Here is a 20,184-nt window from a genome sequence, read left to right as displayed (position 1 = left end):
ATTTACAAAATAAAAGCACAGAGAATGATGAAAAACTCTGTGCTTTACATTAATTAATAAACGAGAAATCCAGCACGGTCTAGTGCCTCACAAGCAGCATCTAATTTCTCTTTAGAATCTGCTTCGATTGTATGTAAGTGAATACCATCTGTTAGTTGCGAAAGGTAGGAAGCGTTTGTGTTTTCGATTTTTTGTAAATATTGCTCTACATCAAAGCGATTACTTACCATGATCGATGCTGTTAAATCACCGTATACAGGATGCTCAACTTTTACGTCTTTAATCGTAACACCGTGGTCCACTAACATTGTAAGTTCTTGGCGTACTTCGGCTGGTTTGTGTTGGCATACAATTACGCGTTCAAAAGCTTGTTGCTTCGCTTGTGGTTTTAAATATAAATATCCTTGAGCAGTCGCAATAATGGGTTCATTTCGTGCTTTTAGTAAGGAAATATCTTGTACGATAACTTGCCTACTTACATTTGTTTTTTTAGATAACTCACTCCCTGATAATGGTTCATTTGCAGCGAGAAGCCATTGAAGAATAAGCTGACGTCTTTCTTCACCTAAAATCTTTTTTTGATCATTTTGTTTCATTATGATTTAACACCTCTATAAAATTGATTTCCAATTGTGTGTAGTGCATGAATAGTTGTATCAATTTGTTCTTTCGTTGTGTGATGTCCGAAAGAAAAGCGGACATATTGTTTTGCCTCTTCATACGTTTTTCCAATTGCGACCATTGTTTTTGAAGGTTCTTGTTTACCGACTTGGCAAGCACTTCCGGTGGAAATGGCAATACCATGACGATTACATTCTAGCATTGTATATTGACCTTCTATTCCTTTTATTGTAACCCCAATAATATGTGGTAAACAAGAAGTAGAATGACCTTCTACTTCAATTTCTAGAGGAAGTGTTTGAAATTGCTTTAAAAAATAGGATCGTAACTCTTGAAAACGGAAGCTCTCTTTCTTTTGATTTTTTAATATATGCTCTGCAGCCGTTAAAAAAGCAGCGATGCCAGGAACGTTCACTGTACCAGGGCGAAACCCTTTTTCATGAGAAGTTCCCGGAAATACTTGTTCCCAGCGCGTTTGCGGATTTATATAGCAAGCGCCGACACCTTTTGGTCCGTATATTTTATGGGCTGAAACTGAGAGACTATCAATTGACATCGTTGTAACGTCTATTGGAAGTTTACCAAATGTTTGAACACAATCCGAATGAAATAAAACATTATATTTTTTTAAAAGTGCCCCGATTTCTGCGATGTTTTGAACGGTTCCGATTTCAGAATTTCCATGCTGTACGCTTGCTAGAACAGTATCTTCCGTAATAGCTGCTTCTAAATCTGCTAAATGAATTAGCCCACTTTTATCAACAGGAATTTCAGTAATTGTATAGCCTTGCGATTGTAAGGATTGAAAATAACTTCGAATCGATGCGTGTTCCATAGGTGTCGTAATAATATGTTTCTCATTTCTAGCATTTAGAAGTGATTGAATCGCAAGATAGTTAGACTCTGAACCACCGCTTGTGAAGAATACACCTTGTTCCTTCCCCACGATCATTTCTGCAAATGTTTCTCTACAAACTTGTAATAAAGAAGATGCACTTCCGCCAATATCGTGTAAACTTTGTTCGTTTCCGAAATATGTTTTTGTCGCTTGTATATATGTTTCTAAAGCTTCTTCGCTCATAGGTGTTGTTGCTGCGTAATCAAGATATATCATCATGTGAATTCCTCTCTTCAGTAAGAGTGATGTTTATTTTCGTTTTGAGAATGATATTGAAAATAAGAATTGTAAAAAAACTCTTGTCATTATTTTAAAACTATGTAAATATAGGTGTCAAGACAGTTGAAAAGTGTAAAGTAGGAGGCAATAATTATGCCAAGTGCAGATGTCTTGATTATTGGAAGTGGCGTTGCGGCACTTCGTGTTGCAAAAGAGCTTTGTCACGAAAAGAATGTGATAATTATCACAAAAAAAACAGGACGCAATAACAATACGCATTTAGCTCAAGGGGGAATTGCAGCGGCTGTTGCTGCATATGACGATCCGAGTGGGCATTTTGAAGATACATTAGTGGCAGGTTGTCATTATAACAATGAAGAAGCAGTTCGGTATTTAGTTGAAGAGGGGCCGAAAGAAATAAATAAGCTTATTACAAATGGGATGAAATTTGATGGGGATGAAAAAGAGCTCCACCTTGGTAAAGAAGGAGCGCATCGAAAACGTCGTATTTTACATGCGGGAGGAGATGCAACTGGTAAAAATTTATTAGAACATTTAATTCAAGAAGTAGTTCCGCACGTTACTGTTGTAGAGCAAGAGATGGTGCTCGATTTTATGATAGAAAATAATAAATGCATAGGGGCTTTAACACGAAATAGTGAAGGAGAGCTGAAGCGTTATTATGCTGATTATACGGTGTTAGCATCAGGCGGAATAGGTGGTTTGTATGCCTTTACGTCGAATGACGAGACAATTACAGGCGATGGACTTGCGATGATATATCGAGCTGGTGGTGAACTAGTTGATCTAGAATTTGTACAATTTCATCCGACAATGTTATACGTGGGCGAGCGATGTTGTGGTCTCGTTTCTGAAGCAGTCCGCGGGGAAGGAGCTGTCCTTATCAATGAAAAGGGACAGCGTTTTATGATGGATATACATCCCGGGAAAGATCTTGCTCCGCGTGATGTAGTGGCAAGAGCTATTCATGAACAACTTCTTGCGGGTGAAAAAGTGTACTTAAGCATCGAAACTATTCAAGACTTTGAACAGCGTTTTCCGACCGTTTCATCATTATGTAAAAAGAATGGCGTTGACCTAAAAGGGAACCTTATTCCGGTTGTACCGGGTGCTCATTTTCATATGGGCGGCGTGAAGACGAATTGTGATGGGGAGACGTCCATTTCCAACTTATATGCGGTCGGTGAAGTGGCGTGTAATGGAGTTCATGGTGCGAACAGATTGGCGAGCAATTCATTATTGGAAGGTCTTGTGTTCGGAAGGCGGACAGGAAAACACATTTTAGCTAGACCAGCACAAGAAAGAAAAAGTATATCAGAAGAGAGGGAAAAAAGTTTTATAGCTCTTAATGGTTTACCGTTGAAAGAAGAAATACAAGAATACATGATGAAGTATGTTGGGATTGTGCGAACAGAGAAAGATTTATCATATGCTACGAGATGGTTTAGTAGGTACGGTGTGAGAAATATGATATTACAATATGATGCTCTTACAAATGAAGAAATTACGCTTATTAATATGTTAACAGTTTGTGAGCTTATAACAGTATCAGCGTTGCAAAGAGAAGAAAGTATTGGTGGTCATTATCGCAGTGATTATCCAGAAAGAAATAAAGTAAGGAAAGAATTTATTCGAGTGAGAAGAAAACTACAACTTGTTTAATGAGGAGAAGAGGGGTTTTATGAACACATTAAAAGTTAAGGAAGCACTAAATAGATTTTTTCTAGAAGATATAGGAGAAAGAGATGTAACATCTCAGCTTATCTTTCCTGATAATGCACTTGCGAAAGGAACGTTTCTTGTAAAGGATACAGGGGTCTTTGCTGGGAGTTTAGTAATAGAAGAGGGTTTTAAACTAATTGATGAAAAAATTGAAGTTACACTCCATAAAAAAGATGGGGACTTAGTAGAAAAAGGTGAAATTATAGCAACAGCTAAAGGGCCTATTGCATCTTTATTAACAGCGGAGCGCGTTATATTAAATATTATTCAGCGTATGAGCGGGATAGCAACGATGACTCGTAAAGCAGTACTTACGTTAGATAGCAATCATACGCGTATTTGTGATACGAGAAAAACGATGCCGGGACTACGTATGTTTGATAAATATGCGGTAGTGTGCGGAGGTGGATTTAACCACAGATTCGGTTTGTATGATGGTGTCATGATTAAAGACAATCATATTACGTTTACTGGATCGATTACAAAAGCTGTTACATCGGTGAAAGAAAGATTGGGACATATGGTGAAAGTAGAAGTCGAAACAGAGACGGAGGCGCAAGTGAGAGAAGCGGTAGAGGCCGGCGCAGATATTATCATGTTCGATAATCGCACGCCAGATGAGATTCGTGAGTTTTCAAAAATTGTACCGAGTGCCATCGTTACGGAGGCTTCAGGTGGCATTACAATTGAAGATTTATCGAAATACGGAAAAACAGGAGTGGATTATATTTCACTTGGGGCGTTAACACATTCAGTGAAAGCACTTGATATTAGTTTTAATATTGAGGCGTGATGAGAGTGGTTTAGAGGGGGAGAATCATAAATGGGTATTTTAGAGAAAGTGCAGCCAATCGAAGTAATGTTACCAGAGCGTTATCAAACGATGTCTACATTAGAAATGGAAGAGCGTGTTCGCGAAATTAAAGAAAAAATGGGTGAATTGCTATTTATCCCAGGGCATCATTATCAAAAAGATGAAGTGGTACAATTTTCAGATGCGGCAGGGGATTCGTTGCAACTTGCACAAGTTGCGGCGAGTAATAAAGAGGCGAAATATATTGTGTTTTGTGGTGTGCACTTTATGGCGGAAACAGCAGATATGTTAACGACAGAGGATCAAGTTGTCATCTTACCAGATATGCGTGCAGGGTGTTCAATGGCGGATATGGCAGATATTGAACAAACAGAAAGAGCGTGGAAAGAGCTCGCGAAATTATTTGGGGATACGATGATTCCACTAACGTATGTAAATTCAACAGCTGCAATTAAAGCATTTTGCGGTCGTAATGGAGGGGCAACAGTAACCTCTTCTAATGCAAAACAAATGGTGTCTTGGGCGTTTACACAAAAAGAACGTCTCGTCTTTTTACCAGACCAACATTTAGGAAGAAATACAGCGTACGACTTAGGCATCCCGTTAGATAAAATGGCAGTATGGAACCCACATACAGATTCATTAGAGTACGATGGAGATATAGAAGAAATTCAAGTGATTTTATGGAAAGGTCATTGTTCTGTTCATCAAAATTTTACTGTGAAAAACATTGAAAGCGTGCGAAAAAATCATCCGAATATGAATGTTATTGTTCACCCTGAATGTTGTTATGAAGTTGTTGCTGCTTCCGATTATGCAGGGTCAACGAAATATATTATTGATATGATTGAAGCTGCTCCAGCGGGAAGTAAGTGGGCGATTGGTACAGAGATGAATTTAGTAAATCGAATTATTCAGCAACATCCAGATAAAGAAATTATGTCGCTAAATCCGTTTATGTGTCCTTGCTTAACGATGAATCGAATTGATTTACCTCACTTACTATGGGCGCTCGAGAATATAGAAAGAGGAGAAGAAATTAACGTTATCCGTGTAGAAAATCAAGTAACAGAAGAAGCGATTCTTGCATTAAATCGTATGTTAGAACGTGTTTAAAGCGACGGGATTTCCGTTGCTTTTTTTCATACATATAATCATAACGAGAGCGAAATAGGCATACATTGTTTTGAAGAAATCATTGTGGTTTTTATGCTTATTCCACTTCGAACTATATTGAAAATAGAAGAAGTGATAAAAGTGAAAAGAAGTTAATGTTATTTAGAAAGGGTTACTTCATGAGATTTGTTACTTATAGATAAGTTATACAGGAGGGGGAAAATTTGAAAATTCATATCGTGCAAAAAGGGGATACCCTTTGGAAAATTGCGAAAAAGTACGGAGTGGATTTTGACACGCTGAAAAAAACAAATACACAGCTTAGTAATCCAGATTTAATCATGCCAGGTATGAAAATTAAAGTACCATCAAACGGCGTTCATGTGAAACAACAGCCTGGAGCGGGTTCTACGCCGCCAAAACAATATGTAAAAGAGGTGCAACAAAAAGAGTTTGCATCAACACCAACTCCACTTGGAATAGAAGATGAAGAGGAAATTACGTATCAATCAGCACCGATTACACAAGAGCCAGCTATGCAACAAACGCAAAAAGAAATGCAGGTAAAACCGCAAAAAGAGATGCAGGTAAAACCGCAAAAAGAGATGCAGGTAAAACCGCAAAAAGAAATGCAAGTGAAACCACAAAAAGAAATACAGGTGAAGCCGCAAAAAGAAGTACAACAAGAAAAGCCGATTCAAAAAGAAAAACCAGTTGAAAAGCCGTCTGTTATTCAAAAACCACCTGTTATAGAGAAAGTAGAAAAGCAAAAGCCAACTACGAAGGAGAATACTAAATTTTCCATTAATGTATTGCCACAGCCACCGCAACCGCCAATTAAAGCGAAAAAAGAATATAAAATTTCAGATGTAATAAAAAAGGGAAGCGAGTTAATTGCTCCTCAAATTAATAAAATGAAACCTAACAACGTCATTTCGCCGCAAACGAAAAAAGACAATATAGGAAATGTCTCACCACAAGTGAAAAAAGAAAACGTAGGAAACATAATTTCACCGCAAGTGAAAAAAGAAAATGTAGGGAATATAGTCTCGCCGCAAGTGAAGAAAGAAAATGTAGGGAACATAGTCTCACCGCAAGTGAAGAAAGAAAATGTAGGGAATATAGTCTCACCGCAAGTGAAGAAAGAAAATATAGGGAACATAGTCTCACCGCAAGTGAAGAAAGAAAACATAGGGAATATAGTCTCACCAAACGTATCAAAAGAAAATATAGGGAACATAGTCTCACCGCAAGTGAAGAAAGAAAATGTAGGAAATATAGTCTCACCACAAGTGAAGAAAGAAAACATAGGGAATATAGTCTCACCAAACGTATCAAAAGAAAATGTTACTATTCCGCAAGTAATACCGCCAAATATACAAGTGCCGAACATAATGCCAATAATGGATAATAACCAACCACCAAATATAATGCCAATAATGGATAACGACCAACCACCAAATATAATGCCAATAATGGATAACAACCAAATGCCAAATATGATGCCAATAATGGATAACAACCAAATGCCAAACATGATGCCGATAATGGATAACAACCAAATGCCAAATATGATGCCGATAATGGATAACAATCAAATGCCAAACATGATGCCGATAATGGATAACAATCAAATGCCAAACATGATGCCGATAATGGATAACAATCAAATGCCAAACATGATGCCGATAATGGATAACAATCAAATGCCAAATATGATGCCGATAATGGATAACAATCAAATGCCAAACATGATGCCGATAATGGATAACAATCAAATGCCAAATATGATGCCGATAATGGATAACAATCAAATGCCAAATATGATGCCGATAATGGATAACAATCAAATGCCAAACATGATACCGATAATGGATAACAATCAACCGCCGAATATGATGCCGATAATGGATAACAATCAACCACCAAATATGATGCCATATCAAATGCCGTATCAACAGCCAATGATGCCGCCATATCCGCAGTATCAGCAACAAAATCCATACAATCAAATGCCGTATCAACAAATGGCGCCGCAATATACTTCTATGCCAAATTCGAATATGATGCCAATGGATAATAATATGCCGCCACTCGTGCAAGGTGAAGAAGATTGTGGATGCGGAGGAGAAAGTAGGTTATATAGCCCACAACCAGGTGGACCGCAATATGCTAACCCATTATATTATCAACCAACTCAGCCAGCATATGCACCACAGCCAGGAACGATGTATTATCAACCAGATCCACCAAATGTATTTGGAGAGCCAGTTTTGGAAGAAGAGGACGAAGAGGAAGTTTAAAAAAGGTGGGATTATTCCCGCCTTTTTTGCATTTATGTTAATTAAAAAAATAAAGTTTTTTCATCAAGTGTTAGAAAATTCCTAGTGAAATATTAACAGTGTAAAAAACCTCTTTGTTACTCATCATAAGAGGGAGCTTTTCAGAAGAGAAGTTCATTCTAACAGAGGGGGTTTTTGTATTGAATACGAAAGTAAAAGTGATTGCTGCTTCTTTGTTAGTTACCAGTGCATTAGCTGCATGTGGTACACCAAAAAACAATAATGCTATGGATGGACGTAACTACAATTACGAGCGTACATCTTATAATGATACACACCAGTATCGTGATAATGTAGCGCGTAACGATCGCTATACAGATTATGTAACATATAAAAACGGTCGTAACGATACAGGGTACAATTATTACCGCGATGTAAATTACAATGGGCAAATTGCTAATCCGCATCCAACTCGTAATATTACAATGAACAATTCATACATTAACAATGATGGTAAAACTGCGGAGAAAATTACGAATCGTGTGAAACGTATGAATAACGTAGACCGAGTTTCTACAGTTGTATATGGAAACGATGTAGCGATTGCGGTAAAACCACGTAATACAGCGACGAATGAAACAGCGATGGCGAACGAAATTCGTCAAGCTGTTGCAAATGAAGTTGGAAATAGAAACGTATATGTTTCTGTAAGAAATGACATGTTTACTCGTGTCGATGCAATGAGTACACGTTTACGTAACGGCACAGCTACAAACGATTTTAATCGTGACATAACAAATATGTTCCGAGATATTCGTTACGGTCTGACTGGTACAGTACGATAGCAAAACAAAAGAGGAAGGGGTAGCCCTTCCTCTTTATTCATCGTCGTCTTGTAAACGGCGTTTTTTTATAAAATAACTAACGGAGTAAGACGCTAAAAAGCATATGAAGAAAATACTACCTGTAAGAATAGCTTCAAACAGAGGTCTTTCTGGACTGAAAATAATATAAATAATAGCTATGATAATTCCAACAATAAGAGAGCGTAAAACAAGTTTGTAATAAGGAGTTAACTTTATTTCCTTTTCACTTTCTTCTACATCGATTGAAATACTTAACTGTAAATAACTAAGTACTATACTCGTAAGCATAAATAATAACCACAAGGGAGATTTCGTAATTTGATCCACTCCTTCAGTGAATCCGATATATCCTAAAATTCCAATTATACCAAGTGATTGAAAAAGAAAGGCAATACGTATGTTTTTTAACGTTTGAAGAATGAGACGTTCATCCTTTATTTTTTTCACAATATCCATCTCCAGTTTATTATGATTTCGCTGTTATATTGATTGTAACATATATATTGCATTTATCAATTTATAATTTGCGCAAAGTCCGTTTGGATGAAAGAGGAAATAAAATATTTTTATAAACATGTTGCGCTTCTATCTTATTAATGTTATATTAGCAAAGCGATGAGCTAATTTACGTAAGACGAGAGATATGCTTAAGTGCTAAACACGCGAATGTGGTCGCCTGGTCTCTCGCCGTAAACGCATCAAGACGCCTGCTTTGCAGGCGTCTTTCATTTTATATGAATATAAAGAGAAGATTGGAGGAATCCAGGCTTCTCTTTTTTTGTTGGTTTTAAAGTCAGAAAATAAAGTTATTTACAAGTGCATGTAAAAGAGTTATTATTGAATGGTAATATATTACATATTTTTATATATAGTTGGGATGAAGAGGATATGAAGAGTTTTGAATGTAGAAATACAGAAGTTGTATTAGAGAAATTTCAGGTCGTAACACCTATATTTCAGGCACTGGGAGATGAGAATCGTCAGCAAATTATTATGTTGTTATTAAAAAACAAACAGATGAATGTAACGCAAATAACAGATGAAATGGGGATTTCTAGACCGGCTGTTTCGCATCATTTGAAAATTTTAAAACAAGCAGAATTAATTGTAGCGGAGCGGAGTGGAAAAGAAATTTTTTATTCTATAGTAGCTGGAGAATTTTTAAAACAAGTGAAGGATTTACTTCAAGCGATAGAGTCAAATTACTAATTTTTTTTGATCAATAAGTAAACAAGTTTAAACTTATAAACTTGTTTTGTGAAAAGGGGTAATAAGAATGAACAATGTAAATCGTATGTACGTAATTATGTTACTTGTTCCTTTATTTTGGGGTGGCTCTTTTGCAACAGCAGAGCATATTATTACAGAGATACCACCCATTACCGCAGCGACAATTCGTTTTGGCTTAGCTGGTTTTATTTTGATGGGGATAGTCTTGATGAAATCTGAGTGGGATACAAGTTTGTTAGCTGAAAATTGGCGAGGGCTATTATTTGTATCGTTAACAGGTATTTTTGGTTACAATGTTTTTTTCTTTATGGGACTTCACTATACTTCTACTATGAATGGCTCACTTATCATTGCTACAATACCCGTCTTTGTGACATTAGGAGCAATATTATTTTTTAAAGAATCTTGGAATTTAAAAATAGGAATAAGTTTAATCTTATCTCTTATTGGTGTAATAGTTGTTATTACGGGTGGTTCAGTACATAAACTTATGTCTTTATCATTTAATAAGGGGGATCTTTTATTTATAGCTGCTTTAATATGTGGGGTGTTATATAGCTTAACAGGGAAAAAAGTTATGCGTGGTGTATCACCCTTGTTAACTACAGTGAGTATGACGGTATTAGGAACTGTTTTTTTAGCAGGACTTTCTCTGTATGAAGATGGCTGGGGAAAGGTTGTGACGCTTTCTTTACAGGGATGGATAGAGATGTTGTACATGGTGGTATGCGGTACGTTAATTGGATATATCGTGTTTAATAAAGGGGTAGAAGAGCTAGGTGCAAGTAAAGCTAGTATGTATTTAAATCTAACACCCATTGTGGCTACATGTATATCGGTTATATTATATGGAGCAACTGTTACATGGCAACAAATAGTTGGAATGATAATTGTGCTAATTGGTGTTTACATAGCAACGATGCAATCCAATAAAGCTATAAAGAAGGTTTCACATAATCAACGCGTTTCTAAGTAAATAGAAATAATGGAACTCTATAATTCTTAATGTGAGCATTCTATGAATTAGGGATAAAACCCCCATTTCCGGAAAAACTACAAATGAAAGTATGATTTTGCCTAGAAGAGGTGAACGGAAATGAAATGGATACTAATTGCATTGCAAGCTTTCGTTATGATGTTTTGCTTAGCTTATGGATCCGATGTGAGGGCAGAAGTAGTAGAAAAAGAACCTCAAGTTACAATTTTATTAGAGCGCATGTATGTTGATGGAGAAGTAAGTGAGGAAATACTGACAGAAAAAGTAGCGGATTTAGAAAAGTTTTTGCAGCAATATAAGGAATGGCAACTTGTTGATCGTGATGATGTACAAATTGTATTACAAAAGAAAGTTGATGATATTTCTCCTTTACTGAAAACGAGCGGTTATTTTGGTGTTTCAGAGGAAGGGATATTACAAATTTTCAAAGGGGTACCGAAAAGTGATAACGCGATCCACTCCTTTTTTCAAATTGATATGAAAAAACTTGAGAGTTATGAACGTGCGAAATTGAAACGTGGTATTCGCATAAAATCAAAAGAAGGTTTTGTGAAGACAATCGAAAAAATGAAGCAGTATGCAGTACAAAATAAGAAAAAAAGCAGCTCATGGTGAGCTGCTTTTTCTTATTTATTTTTAGCTAAAATTTCTTTTGCAATTTCATCAATCAGCATATCTTTTCCGATTGGGTTGAATGCTTTCGTATTGAAGACTTCATTTGATACTTCGTATACGTGATTGCTTTTTACTGCTTTATTGTCTTTCCAAACGGCACTGTTTTTATAGTCTTCGTACACTTTATCAGCTTCACCGCCGAAGTTTACGATAAACATTTGGTCAGGCTGGAATGCAACAAGACCTTCTAGTGATACTTGTGCCATCGTTTGTTTTAAATCTGTACCTTTTGTTGCTGGAAGTTTTAAATCGTTAAAGATGATGTCACCGTATCCGAAGCTACCGTATACACGGAAGTTTTGAGGTGTAACTGCGACGAACATAAAGTTTTCATCTTTTGTTTTTTCTTTAATTTTTTTTGATAAAGAGTCTGCTTTTTTATCGTAGTCTGCAATCCATTTGTCAGCTTTCTTTTCTTCGTCAAATAGTTTACCTACTTCTTTAAACTTACCACGCCAGTCTTCTAGATTTGTTTCTAGAACAACTGTCGGTGCAACTTTTTCTAGTTGATCATAAATTTTCAATTGACGATTGTTTAAAATAATTAAGTCTGGTTTTAAAGCTGTAACAGCCTCTAGGTCAACTTTAGGCGCCCAGTACCAGCCGACTGCCTTTACGCCGTCTAGCTTGTCCGTTAAGTGATTTTGGATTTTATCTTTATACGTGTTTGCTGTGCCAACAGGTTTATGTCCAAGGATTAATAATTCCTCTGTTGATCCAGATAAATCAACAATTCTCTTTGGATTAACTGGAATTGTTGCTTCCCCTTTAGCATGTTTTACAACTTTTGTTTTCGGTTGTTCTTTTGCTTTTGATTCTTCTTTTTGAGAAGAACAGCCAACGATAGAAAGAACAACTAGCATAATAGTAAATAAAATAAATAGCTTTTGTTTCATCCTGATGTAACCCCTTTAATTAATATTGATAATCATTATCGACCTCTGTATATTAAGGGGCTTTATACTTTCTGTCAATGGAAAATAACAGAAGTTTCAAATAGAGAACATTTGTTGGGGCATTCTCGCTTTTCTATTGTTAAATATGTTAAAATGGAATACATGATTTGAGAGGGAGAGATCGTATTTTGTTTGAATATGTTATAGGTTACGTGGAATATGTAGGACCGGAATATGTCGTAATTGATCATAATGGAATTGGTTATCAAATTTTCACACCAAATCCGTATGTATTTCAAAGAAGTAAGCAAGAAATTCGTGTCTATACATATCATTATGTAAGAGAAGATATTATGGCACTTTACGGATTTAAAACACGTGAAGAGCGTTTATTATTTACAAAGTTGTTAGGTGTGTCTGGCATTGGGCCAAAAGGCGCTCTTGCAATTTTAGCTTCTGGTCAAACAGGACAGGTCGTTCAAGCGATTGAACATGAAGATGAGAAGTTTTTAGTGAAGTTCCCGGGCGTCGGAAAGAAAACAGCGCGCCAAATGATTTTAGATTTAAAAGGAAAACTAGCAGATGTTGTACCAGATGCGTTTGTTGATTTGTTCTCAGATGTTGAAAGTTTTGATGAGAAGAAAGGTTCCTCAGTTGAACTTGATGAAGCACTGGAGGCACTGCGTGCACTTGGTTATGCAGAACGGGAAGTTTCTCGTGTTGTACCAGAGTTATTAAAAGAATCATTAACGACGGATCAATATATTAAAAAGGCACTTAGTCTTTTACTAAATGGTAAGAGGTGAGTATAATGGACGAACGTCTCCTTTCAGGGGAATCTGGATACGAAGATGCGGATTTAGAGTATTCATTACGGCCACAGACGCTCCGTCAGTATATTGGCCAAGATAAAGCGAAACATAATTTAGAAGTGTTTATTGAAGCGGCGAAAATGCGTGAAGAAACGTTAGATCACGTACTTTTATATGGACCACCTGGACTTGGTAAAACGACGCTTGCGAATATTATTGCCAATGAAATGGGTGTTAACATTCGAACGACGTCAGGTCCCGCAATTGAAAGACCAGGAGATTTAGCAGCGGTATTAACAGCACTTCAACCTGGAGATGTATTGTTTATTGATGAAATTCACCGTTTGCATAGATCAATTGAAGAAGTACTATATCCTGCGATGGAAGACTTTTGTCTTGATATCGTAATTGGAAAAGGACCGTCAGCACGGTCTGTACGCTTAGATTTACCTCCATTTACATTAGTTGGAGCGACAACACGTGCCGGAGCATTATCAGCGCCGCTCCGTGACCGTTTCGGTGTACTTTCAAGATTAGAGTATTATACAGTGGATCAGCTTTCTGCGATTGTTGAACGTACAGCAGAAGTGTTTGAAGTTGAAATCGACTCATTAGCTGCACTAGAAATTGCAAGACGTGCTCGTGGTACACCTCGTATAGCGAATCGTTTATTACGACGTGTACGTGATTTCGCACAAGTTCGCAGCGACGGAACAATTGCAATGGAAATTACACAAATGGCGTTAGAACTACTGCAAGTAGATAAATTAGGTCTTGATCATATTGACCATAAATTATTACTTGGTATTATTGAAAAGTTCCGTGGTGGTCCAGTTGGACTAGAAACAGTTTCGGCGACGATTGGGGAAGAATCTCATACGATTGAAGATGTGTATGAGCCGTATTTATTACAAATTGGCTTTTTACAACGAACTCCAAGAGGCCGGATTGTAACTCCGCTTGCATATGAACATTTCGGAATGGAGATGCCAAAAGCATGACGGAGATGCCAAAGCTGCTTATTACAGCCGGTATTTTACTCATTGTTGTTGGTCTAGCTTGGAAGTTCATTGGAAGGCTTCCAGGCGATATTTTTTTGAAAAAAGGTAACGTTACCTTTTATTTTCCGATCATTACATGTATTGTGTTAAGTATTGTATTATCTTTTATTATGTATATAATAAATCGATTCAAATAAGAAATAGGTGGATACAGTTATGGATATTAATCTGTTTGATTTTCATTTACCAGAAGAACTTATTGCGCAAGTCCCGCTTGAAGAGCGTGAAACATCAAGATTGATGGTGTTAGACCGTGAAACTGGTGATATTGAGCATAAACATTTTACGGACATTCTTTCTTACTTACATGAGGGGGATTGTTTAGTTTTAAATGAAACGAAAGTTATGCCTGCTCGCTTGCACGGTGTAAAAGAAGATACAGGCGCGCACATTGAAGTGCTTCTTTTGAAACAAGAGGAAGGCGATAAGTGGGAAACGCTTGTTAAGCCAGCGAAACGTGTAAAAGAAGGAACTGTAATTTCTTTTGGTGAAGGGAAATTAAAAGCAACTTGCACAGGAACTGCAGATCAAGGTGGACGTCAGCTTGAATTTTCATATGACGGCATCTTCTATGAAATTTTAGATGAACTTGGGGAAATGCCACTTCCTCCATATATTAAAGAAACACTGGAAGATCGCGATCGCTATCAAACAGTATATGCGAAAGAAATCGGTTCAGCAGCAGCACCGACAGCAGGACTTCACTTTACAGAAGAGTTACTTGAGAAGTTAAAGCAAAAAGGCGTTCAGTTAGCATTTATTACACTTCACGTAGGACTTGGAACATTTAGACCGGTTTCTGCAGATACGATTGAAGAGCACCATATGCACGCAGAATATTACCATATGTCTGAAGAGACAGCGGCATTATTAAATCGTGTGAAAGAGAATGGTGGACGTATTATTACTGTAGGTACAACATCAACTCGTACATTAGAAACAATTGCGACAGATCATGATGGTGAGCTTTGTGCCGCTTCTGGATGGACAGATATTTTTATGTACCCAGGATATGAATTTAAAGCAATTGATGGTTTAATTACAAACTTCCATTTGCCGAAATCAACACTAATTATGCTTGTAAGTGCATTTTCAAATAGAGATAATGTACTTCATGCTTATAATGAAGCAGTAAAAGAAAAATATCGTTTCTTTAGCTTCGGTGACGCAATGTTCGTTGCATCTCACGCTAAAATGAGAAACAAATAAAAGGAGTAAATTATGACAGCAATTCGTTATGAATTTATTAAAACTTGTAAACAAACGGGTGCGCGTTTAGGTCGTGTGCATACGCCGCACGGTTCATTTGATACACCGACATTTATGCCAGTTGGTACACTTGCAACAGTTAAAACGATGTCACCAGAAGAATTAAAGGCAATGGATTCGGGCATTATTTTAAGTAATACGTATCACTTATGGTTACGTCCAGGTCATGAAATTGTACGCGAAGCAGGCGGTTTGCATAAATTTATGAACTGGGATCGTGCAATTTTAACAGATTCTGGTGGTTTTCAAGTATTTAGTTTAAGTGACTTCCGCCGTATTGAAGAAGAAGGCGTTCATTTCCGTAATCATTTAAATGGAGATAAATTATTCTTATCTCCAGAAAAAGCGATGGAAATCCAAAATGCATTAGGTTCAGATATCATGATGGCATTTGATGAGTGTCCACCATTCCCAGCTACTTTTGAATATATGAAAAAGTCTGTAGAACGTACGAGCCGTTGGGCAGAGCGTTGCCTAAAGGCGCATGAGCGTCCACAAGACCAAGGTTTATTCGGTATTGTACAGGGTGGAGAGTTTGAAGAGCTTCGTCGTCAAAGTGCGAAAGATCTTGTTTCAATGGACTTCCCTGGATATGCTATAGGCGGTCTATCTGTTGGTGAGCCGAAGGATATTATGAACCGTGTACTTGAATTTACAACACCACTTCTTCCAGATAATAAGCCGCGTTACTTAATGGGAGTAGGTTCTCCTGACTCGTTAATTGATGGTGCAATTCGCGGTGTTGATATGTTTGACTGTGTACTTCCAACTCGTATTGCTCGAAATGGTACATGTATGACAAGTGAAGGTCGCTTAGTTGTGAAAAACGCGAAATTTGCTAGAGACTTCGGCCCGCTTGATCCTAACTGTGATTGCTACACATGTAAAAATTACTCTCGTGCGTACATTCGTCACTTAATGAAATGTGATGAAACGTTCGGAATTCGTTTAACGTCTTATCACAACCTTCATTTTCTGTTAAACTTAATGGAGCAGGTGAGACAAGCTATTCGTGAAGACCGTCTTGGCGATTTCCGCGAAGAGTTCTTTGAACAGTATGGCTTTAATAAACCGAATGCTAAAAACTTCTAATACATAATTTAAAAGGAGGAACAAAAGATGAATCCAGGTATGATGAATATCATTATGATCGTTGCGATGTTTGCGATTTTCTATTTCTTATTAATTCGCCCGCAACAAAAGCGTCAAAAAGCAGTTGCTCAAATGCAAAACGAGTTGTCAAAAGGTGATGCTATCATAACAATTGGTGGCTTACACGGTACAATCGAATCAGTAGATGAAACGAAAATCGTTATTAAATCTGGTGGTTCACACTTAACTTTCGATCGCAATGCGATTCGTGAAGTTGTGAAAAACTAATGATGAAGGCCCTGCATGAAATGTGCAGGGCCTTTTTTAGTTATTTTGTTTTGACATATTTACACCGAAAATACCACCGAGTGTACTCGCGCCCATTAATGCTAATTGGTAAAGTAACTGTGAGTTCGATAAAGTTTGAGAGAAACCTAAATAGTTAACTAGAAAAACAAGTATGGCGAATGTAAGTCCTGTTGTGAAACCTACTAGCCAGCCTTTCCCTTGCGCTTTTTTGCCAGCAATAAACCCAGACATAAGCATAGATAGAAGAGCTAGTATCAAAATAGTAACGGTTAATGTCCCTTCATTCATATTTGTAAACTTTAATAATAGAGCTATAACCATGCTAGTAATAGATGCGAGGATAAGTAGGGCAATAATACCGAAGCCGATTGCAGTTGATAATTTTTTCGTTCCATCCATTTATGAATTCCCCCTTTTTAATACAAGCATATTTTCATTTTGATCAAGTTAGACTAGTTTCTTTTTTGTAGGGGAATCTATAAATAAAAAAGGAGATGTAGAAATGGAATGGGTATCAATAATTGGCCGGACGATGCTTTTGTATATCATTATCTTAATTATTTTCCGTTTTATGGGTAAACGTGAAATTGGAGAGTTAAGTGTATTAGATCTAGTCGTATTCATTATGCTTGGAGAAATGGCCGTAGTAGCAATTGAAAATACCGATAAATCACTTTGGCATCAATTAGTTCCAATGATTTTTCTTATGTGCATACAAATCATTTTGTCAGTTATATCTTTAAAGTTTCAACGTTTTCGACATTTAATAGAAGGGGAACCGGCTATCCTTATAAATGCGGGAAAGATTGATGAAAAAAAGATGCGGAAACAGCGCTATAACATAGACGATTTAATGATGCAACTAAGGGAGCAAGGGGTCGGGGATGTGCGGGATGTGGAATATGCTATTTTAGAACCGTCAGGGAAGTTGTCTGTTTTTCAAAAACAAAAAAGTAAAAAGAGTAAAAATGATATGCCAATTTTTACACTCCCATTAATTATTGATGGAGAAATTCAATTCAATCATTTGCAAATGATTGAACACACAGATGAATGGCTCATTGGAAAATTAAAAAACTTAGGTTATAACGATATAACACAAATTTTATACTGCAGCTTTCAAAATGGCCAATTTTTTGTTGATTTGAAAGAAAACTAGAGGCTTACCAGATTAAATAGTAAGCCTATTTACTTCAAAAATGAAAGTTTCCGAATGATAGGGAGGCGACTCAACTCTTCTTTTCGAATGAGTTTGAAAGCAAAGAGGAGGAAAATATAAACGATTGTTGTTAAAGTGATTTCCCATAATGTTTGTACGCCAAGTGAATGAGAGAAAATAATATACTTATGAAGGTAAAAACCGAAGGCGCCTGCAATACCGATGGCAAGTCCTCCAAAAATATAGTCTTTTGCATAAATGGTAAATTTAATTTTCTTTAAAACAGTAGCATAGTGAAGGAATGTTACCGTCACTATATTTGCTGCGATTGCGAGAGCAACCCCCATCATTTGGAATTCTGGGCGCGAAGCGAGTGCAAAAATAACGATTAATTTTACGATAGCGCCAATAAATGTGTTCATCATAGCAGCTCTTGCTAAGTTTAAAGCTTGCAACACAGATGTAAGTGGGCTTTGAAAATAATGAAATAAAAAGCAAGGTGCAAGAAGTTGGATGAACGCTGTTGCACTGTCCGATCCATACATAAGCGTTAAGACGGGTGAAGCAAATACATATAAAATAACGACTGACCATCCACCAGTAATTAAGGAAATTCGAAGTGCTTGTTGTAAACGGTGTTCCACTAATTTGTGCTGTCTCTTTGCCATTGCTTCACTAATGGAAGGGACGAGTGCTGTAGAAAGAGCGTATGTAATAAAGGCAGGTAGTGATAGAAGCGGGAAGGCGTAACCGTTCAATATACCGTATTGCTGTGTTGCGACAGAAGCAGCAACCCCGGCAATTGCTAAGCTTTGCATAACAACGATAGGTTCAAAGAAATATGAAACGGAACCGATTAAACGACTTCCTGTAGTTGGAAGTGCGATATCCATAAGAGAATAAAATGTATTTTTGCTCTCCTTTACCGTAGTGAAAAACCCAGAGCGTATAGATAGATGTTTTTCGCGTTGGAATAAAGTAAGTAAAAATAATAAAGATGCAACTTCGCCAAGAACGGCTGATAACATAGCGCCAGCTGCAGCATATTCTACGCCGTAAGGTAAAAATAACCGAATGCATACAGCGATAATTGTAATGCGGACAACTTGTTCTAGGACTTGGGCATAAGCGCTAGGCTTCATATTTTGTTTCCCTTGGAAATAACCACGTAAAACGGAAGAAACGGCAATAACAGGGACGACAGGTAAAATAGCCATTAACGGATAGTACGTTCTTTCATCAGTTAATAATGTTTTTGCTAAAATAGGTGTGAGGAGCATAATCCCAATTGTTAAAATGATACTAATAATGGATGTAATGGCTAGCGAGACTGTTAAGATTTTTTTAACTCTTTGTTTATCGTTTACTGCTTCAGCTTCTGCTACAAATTTTGCGATTGCAACGGGAAGACCTATTTGTGTTAATGTAATTGCTAAAATGAAGGTGGGGACAGCCATCATATAAAGGCCAACGCCTTCTTCTCCTAAAATACGTGCCATTACAATGCGGTTAATGAATCCAAGGATTTTTGTAATAAAGCCAGCTATCATTAAAATAAATGCACCTTTTAAAAAGCTTTGTCTCGTCATACTCTTCTCCTACCTTCTCAAAATCAATGGAATGATTTACAATAATTTATATGCACGTATGAGACAAGAATGACAAGCATTTAAGAGAGTAAAGTATGAATGGTACTCTTGGAAGTAGTTATTGCTGTCCATTAGAGCGGGAGTAAAAGCGACTTTTCGTGCTGAAATAAGAAGGAGATGTTATATATGTTGGATAAAGAGGCTTTGGTAGAATCATACCGCGGACAGTTACAAGTCGTTTTAGAAAGTAAAGTAGAAGAGTTTCACATGTTTGGTTATGACCGAGTGACAGATAATGATATTTGGAAGTTTCTCAAGGTGAAAAAGTGGAAGAAGATAGACAGTGATGTTAGGTTATATGAATTAGTAAATGATGTATTAAGAGTAAGTACTAATGAATATATGACTTATTTAACTGTTGAAGCATATCAAGCGCCACTTTGGTCATTTGATGAATATGAAAATAAATAACTGACTGTAATTGGTTTGTTCTTCCTTTTGCAGTATAATGATAGGTATTGATAAAGAGGAAAGAA

At 36.9% G+C, this 20,184-nt stretch carries 21 protein-coding genes and 1 pseudogene; 16 read left to right on the top strand and 6 right to left on the bottom strand.

Going from position 1 to position 20,184, the window contains the following annotated elements:
* Positions 1-53: 53 nt before the first annotated feature.
* Complete coding sequence (locus tag ACP6L7_RS19015) at positions 54-596, bottom strand: transcription repressor NadR (protein ID WP_071745750.1); 543 nt, start codon at positions 594-596, stop codon at positions 54-56.
* On the bottom strand, positions 596-1,738 hold the full coding sequence (locus ACP6L7_RS19010; RefSeq protein WP_097830573.1) for an IscS subfamily cysteine desulfurase: 1,143 nt from the start codon (positions 1,736-1,738) through the stop codon (positions 596-598). The genes ACP6L7_RS19015 and ACP6L7_RS19010 overlap by 1 nt, the downstream gene beginning before the upstream one ends.
* 153 nt (positions 1,739-1,891) lie before the next feature.
* Here ACP6L7_RS19010 and nadB point away from each other — a divergent pair, with 153 nt between their 5' ends.
* From nadB to ACP6L7_RS18985, 5 genes and pseudogenes are all read left to right on the top strand, one after another.
* Positions 1,892-3,421 carry an L-aspartate oxidase gene (gene nadB, locus ACP6L7_RS19005; protein ID WP_097830574.1) on the top strand — a complete coding sequence of 510 codons (1,530 nt, stop codon included), beginning with the start codon at positions 1,892-1,894 and terminating at the stop codon, positions 3,419-3,421.
* A 19-nt stretch (positions 3,422-3,440) separates the two neighbouring features.
* The gene (gene nadC, locus ACP6L7_RS19000; RefSeq protein WP_097830575.1) at positions 3,441-4,274 is read left to right on the top strand and encodes a carboxylating nicotinate-nucleotide diphosphorylase; all 834 of its coding nucleotides are present in this window, start codon (positions 3,441-3,443) and stop codon (positions 4,272-4,274) included.
* Between the two features lie 30 nt (positions 4,275-4,304).
* Positions 4,305-5,411, top strand: a complete 1,107-nt coding sequence (gene nadA, locus ACP6L7_RS18995) for a quinolinate synthase NadA (protein ID WP_097830576.1) — start codon at positions 4,305-4,307, stop codon at positions 5,409-5,411.
* 224 nt (positions 5,412-5,635) lie between these two features.
* Positions 5,636-5,828: pseudogene (safA, locus tag ACP6L7_RS18990) on the top strand (SafA/ExsA family spore coat assembly protein); the annotation flags it as partial.
* 2,065 nt (positions 5,829-7,893) lie between these two features.
* The gene (locus ACP6L7_RS18985; RefSeq protein ID WP_097830578.1) at positions 7,894-8,538 is read left to right on the top strand and encodes a YhcN/YlaJ family sporulation lipoprotein; all 645 of its coding nucleotides are present in this window, start codon (positions 7,894-7,896) and stop codon (positions 8,536-8,538) included.
* A 33-nt stretch (positions 8,539-8,571) separates the two neighbouring features.
* On the opposite strand, the gene ACP6L7_RS18980 is transcribed toward ACP6L7_RS18985, so the two are convergent.
* Positions 8,572-9,006, bottom strand: coding sequence for a branched-chain amino acid ABC transporter substrate-binding protein (locus ACP6L7_RS18980; protein ID WP_141533497.1), 435 nt, complete (start codon positions 9,004-9,006; stop codon positions 8,572-8,574).
* 441 nt (positions 9,007-9,447) lie between these two features.
* Between ACP6L7_RS18980 and ACP6L7_RS18975 the strand changes: the two genes are divergently transcribed.
* The 3 genes from ACP6L7_RS18975 (at position 9,448) to ACP6L7_RS18965 (ending at position 11,401) form a co-directional block, all read left to right on the top strand.
* The gene (locus ACP6L7_RS18975) at positions 9,448-9,768 is read left to right on the top strand and encodes an ArsR/SmtB family transcription factor (protein WP_097831044.1); all 321 of its coding nucleotides are present in this window, start codon (positions 9,448-9,450) and stop codon (positions 9,766-9,768) included.
* A gap of 67 nt (positions 9,769-9,835) precedes the next feature.
* Positions 9,836-10,765, top strand: a complete 930-nt coding sequence (locus ACP6L7_RS18970; protein WP_097830580.1) for a DMT family transporter — start codon at positions 9,836-9,838, stop codon at positions 10,763-10,765.
* A gap of 120 nt (positions 10,766-10,885) precedes the next feature.
* Entirely contained in the window at positions 10,886-11,401 is a 516-nt protein-coding gene (locus tag ACP6L7_RS18965; protein WP_097830581.1) for a BofC C-terminal domain-containing protein, read from the top strand.
* An 11-nt stretch (positions 11,402-11,412) separates the two neighbouring features.
* On the opposite strand, the gene ACP6L7_RS18960 is transcribed toward ACP6L7_RS18965, so the two are convergent.
* On the bottom strand, positions 11,413-12,357 hold the full coding sequence (locus ACP6L7_RS18960; RefSeq protein ID WP_071747451.1) for an iron-hydroxamate ABC transporter substrate-binding protein: 945 nt from the start codon (positions 12,355-12,357) through the stop codon (positions 11,413-11,415).
* Between the two features lie 188 nt (positions 12,358-12,545).
* On the opposite strand from ACP6L7_RS18960, the gene ruvA reads away from it, so the two are divergent.
* The 6 genes from ruvA to yajC are packed head-to-tail and all read left to right on the top strand — an operon-like array spanning position 12,546 to position 16,879.
* Entirely contained in the window at positions 12,546-13,163 is a 618-nt protein-coding gene (ruvA, locus tag ACP6L7_RS18955) for a Holliday junction DNA helicase RuvA (RefSeq protein ID WP_430529354.1), read from the top strand.
* Positions 13,164-13,168: 5 nt separating this feature from the next.
* On the top strand, positions 13,169-14,170 hold the full coding sequence (ruvB, locus tag ACP6L7_RS18950; RefSeq protein WP_000344469.1) for a Holliday junction branch migration DNA helicase RuvB: 1,002 nt from the start codon (positions 13,169-13,171) through the stop codon (positions 14,168-14,170).
* Positions 14,167-14,367: a DUF2905 domain-containing protein gene (locus ACP6L7_RS18945; protein ID WP_000138159.1), complete on the top strand. Its 201-nt coding sequence runs from the start codon at positions 14,167-14,169 to the stop codon at positions 14,365-14,367. Before ruvB ends, ACP6L7_RS18945 begins: the two co-directional genes overlap by 4 nt.
* 19 nt (positions 14,368-14,386) lie before the next feature.
* A complete protein-coding gene (queA, locus tag ACP6L7_RS18940; protein ID WP_097830582.1) occupies positions 14,387-15,439 on the top strand; it encodes a tRNA preQ1(34) S-adenosylmethionine ribosyltransferase-isomerase QueA in 1,053 nt (350 codons plus the stop codon).
* Between the two features lie 12 nt (positions 15,440-15,451).
* The gene (gene tgt, locus ACP6L7_RS18935; protein ID WP_000125371.1) at positions 15,452-16,591 is read left to right on the top strand and encodes a tRNA guanosine(34) transglycosylase Tgt; all 1,140 of its coding nucleotides are present in this window, start codon (positions 15,452-15,454) and stop codon (positions 16,589-16,591) included.
* A gap of 27 nt (positions 16,592-16,618) precedes the next feature.
* On the top strand, positions 16,619-16,879 hold the full coding sequence (yajC, locus tag ACP6L7_RS18930) for a preprotein translocase subunit YajC (protein ID WP_097830583.1): 261 nt from the start codon (positions 16,619-16,621) through the stop codon (positions 16,877-16,879).
* A gap of 36 nt (positions 16,880-16,915) precedes the next feature.
* On the opposite strand, the gene ACP6L7_RS18925 is transcribed toward yajC, so the two are convergent.
* Positions 16,916-17,299 carry a TIGR04086 family membrane protein gene (locus ACP6L7_RS18925; RefSeq protein WP_000349126.1) on the bottom strand — a complete coding sequence of 128 codons (384 nt, stop codon included), beginning with the start codon at positions 17,297-17,299 and terminating at the stop codon, positions 16,916-16,918.
* A 103-nt stretch (positions 17,300-17,402) separates the two neighbouring features.
* Here ACP6L7_RS18925 and ACP6L7_RS18920 point away from each other — a divergent pair, with 103 nt between their 5' ends.
* A complete protein-coding gene (locus tag ACP6L7_RS18920; RefSeq protein WP_097830584.1) occupies positions 17,403-18,059 on the top strand; it encodes a DUF421 domain-containing protein in 657 nt (218 codons plus the stop codon).
* Between the two features lie 29 nt (positions 18,060-18,088).
* Here the strand turns inward: ACP6L7_RS18920 and spoVB are convergent, their stop codons facing one another.
* Positions 18,089-19,648, bottom strand: a complete 1,560-nt coding sequence (gene spoVB / locus ACP6L7_RS18915) for a stage V sporulation protein B (protein WP_097830585.1) — start codon at positions 19,646-19,648, stop codon at positions 18,089-18,091.
* A gap of 186 nt (positions 19,649-19,834) precedes the next feature.
* Here spoVB and ACP6L7_RS18910 point away from each other — a divergent pair, with 186 nt between their 5' ends.
* The gene (locus ACP6L7_RS18910) at positions 19,835-20,119 is read left to right on the top strand and encodes a post-transcriptional regulator (protein ID WP_097830586.1); all 285 of its coding nucleotides are present in this window, start codon (positions 19,835-19,837) and stop codon (positions 20,117-20,119) included.
* Positions 20,120-20,184 lie beyond the last annotated feature (65 nt).

This window comes from Bacillus silvicola (assembly GCF_050524305.1).
Taxonomy (GTDB): Bacteria; Bacillota; Bacilli; order Bacillales; family Bacillaceae_G; genus Bacillus_A; species Bacillus_A cereus_AT.
This window is presented reverse-complemented; position numbering and strand designations above follow the sequence as displayed.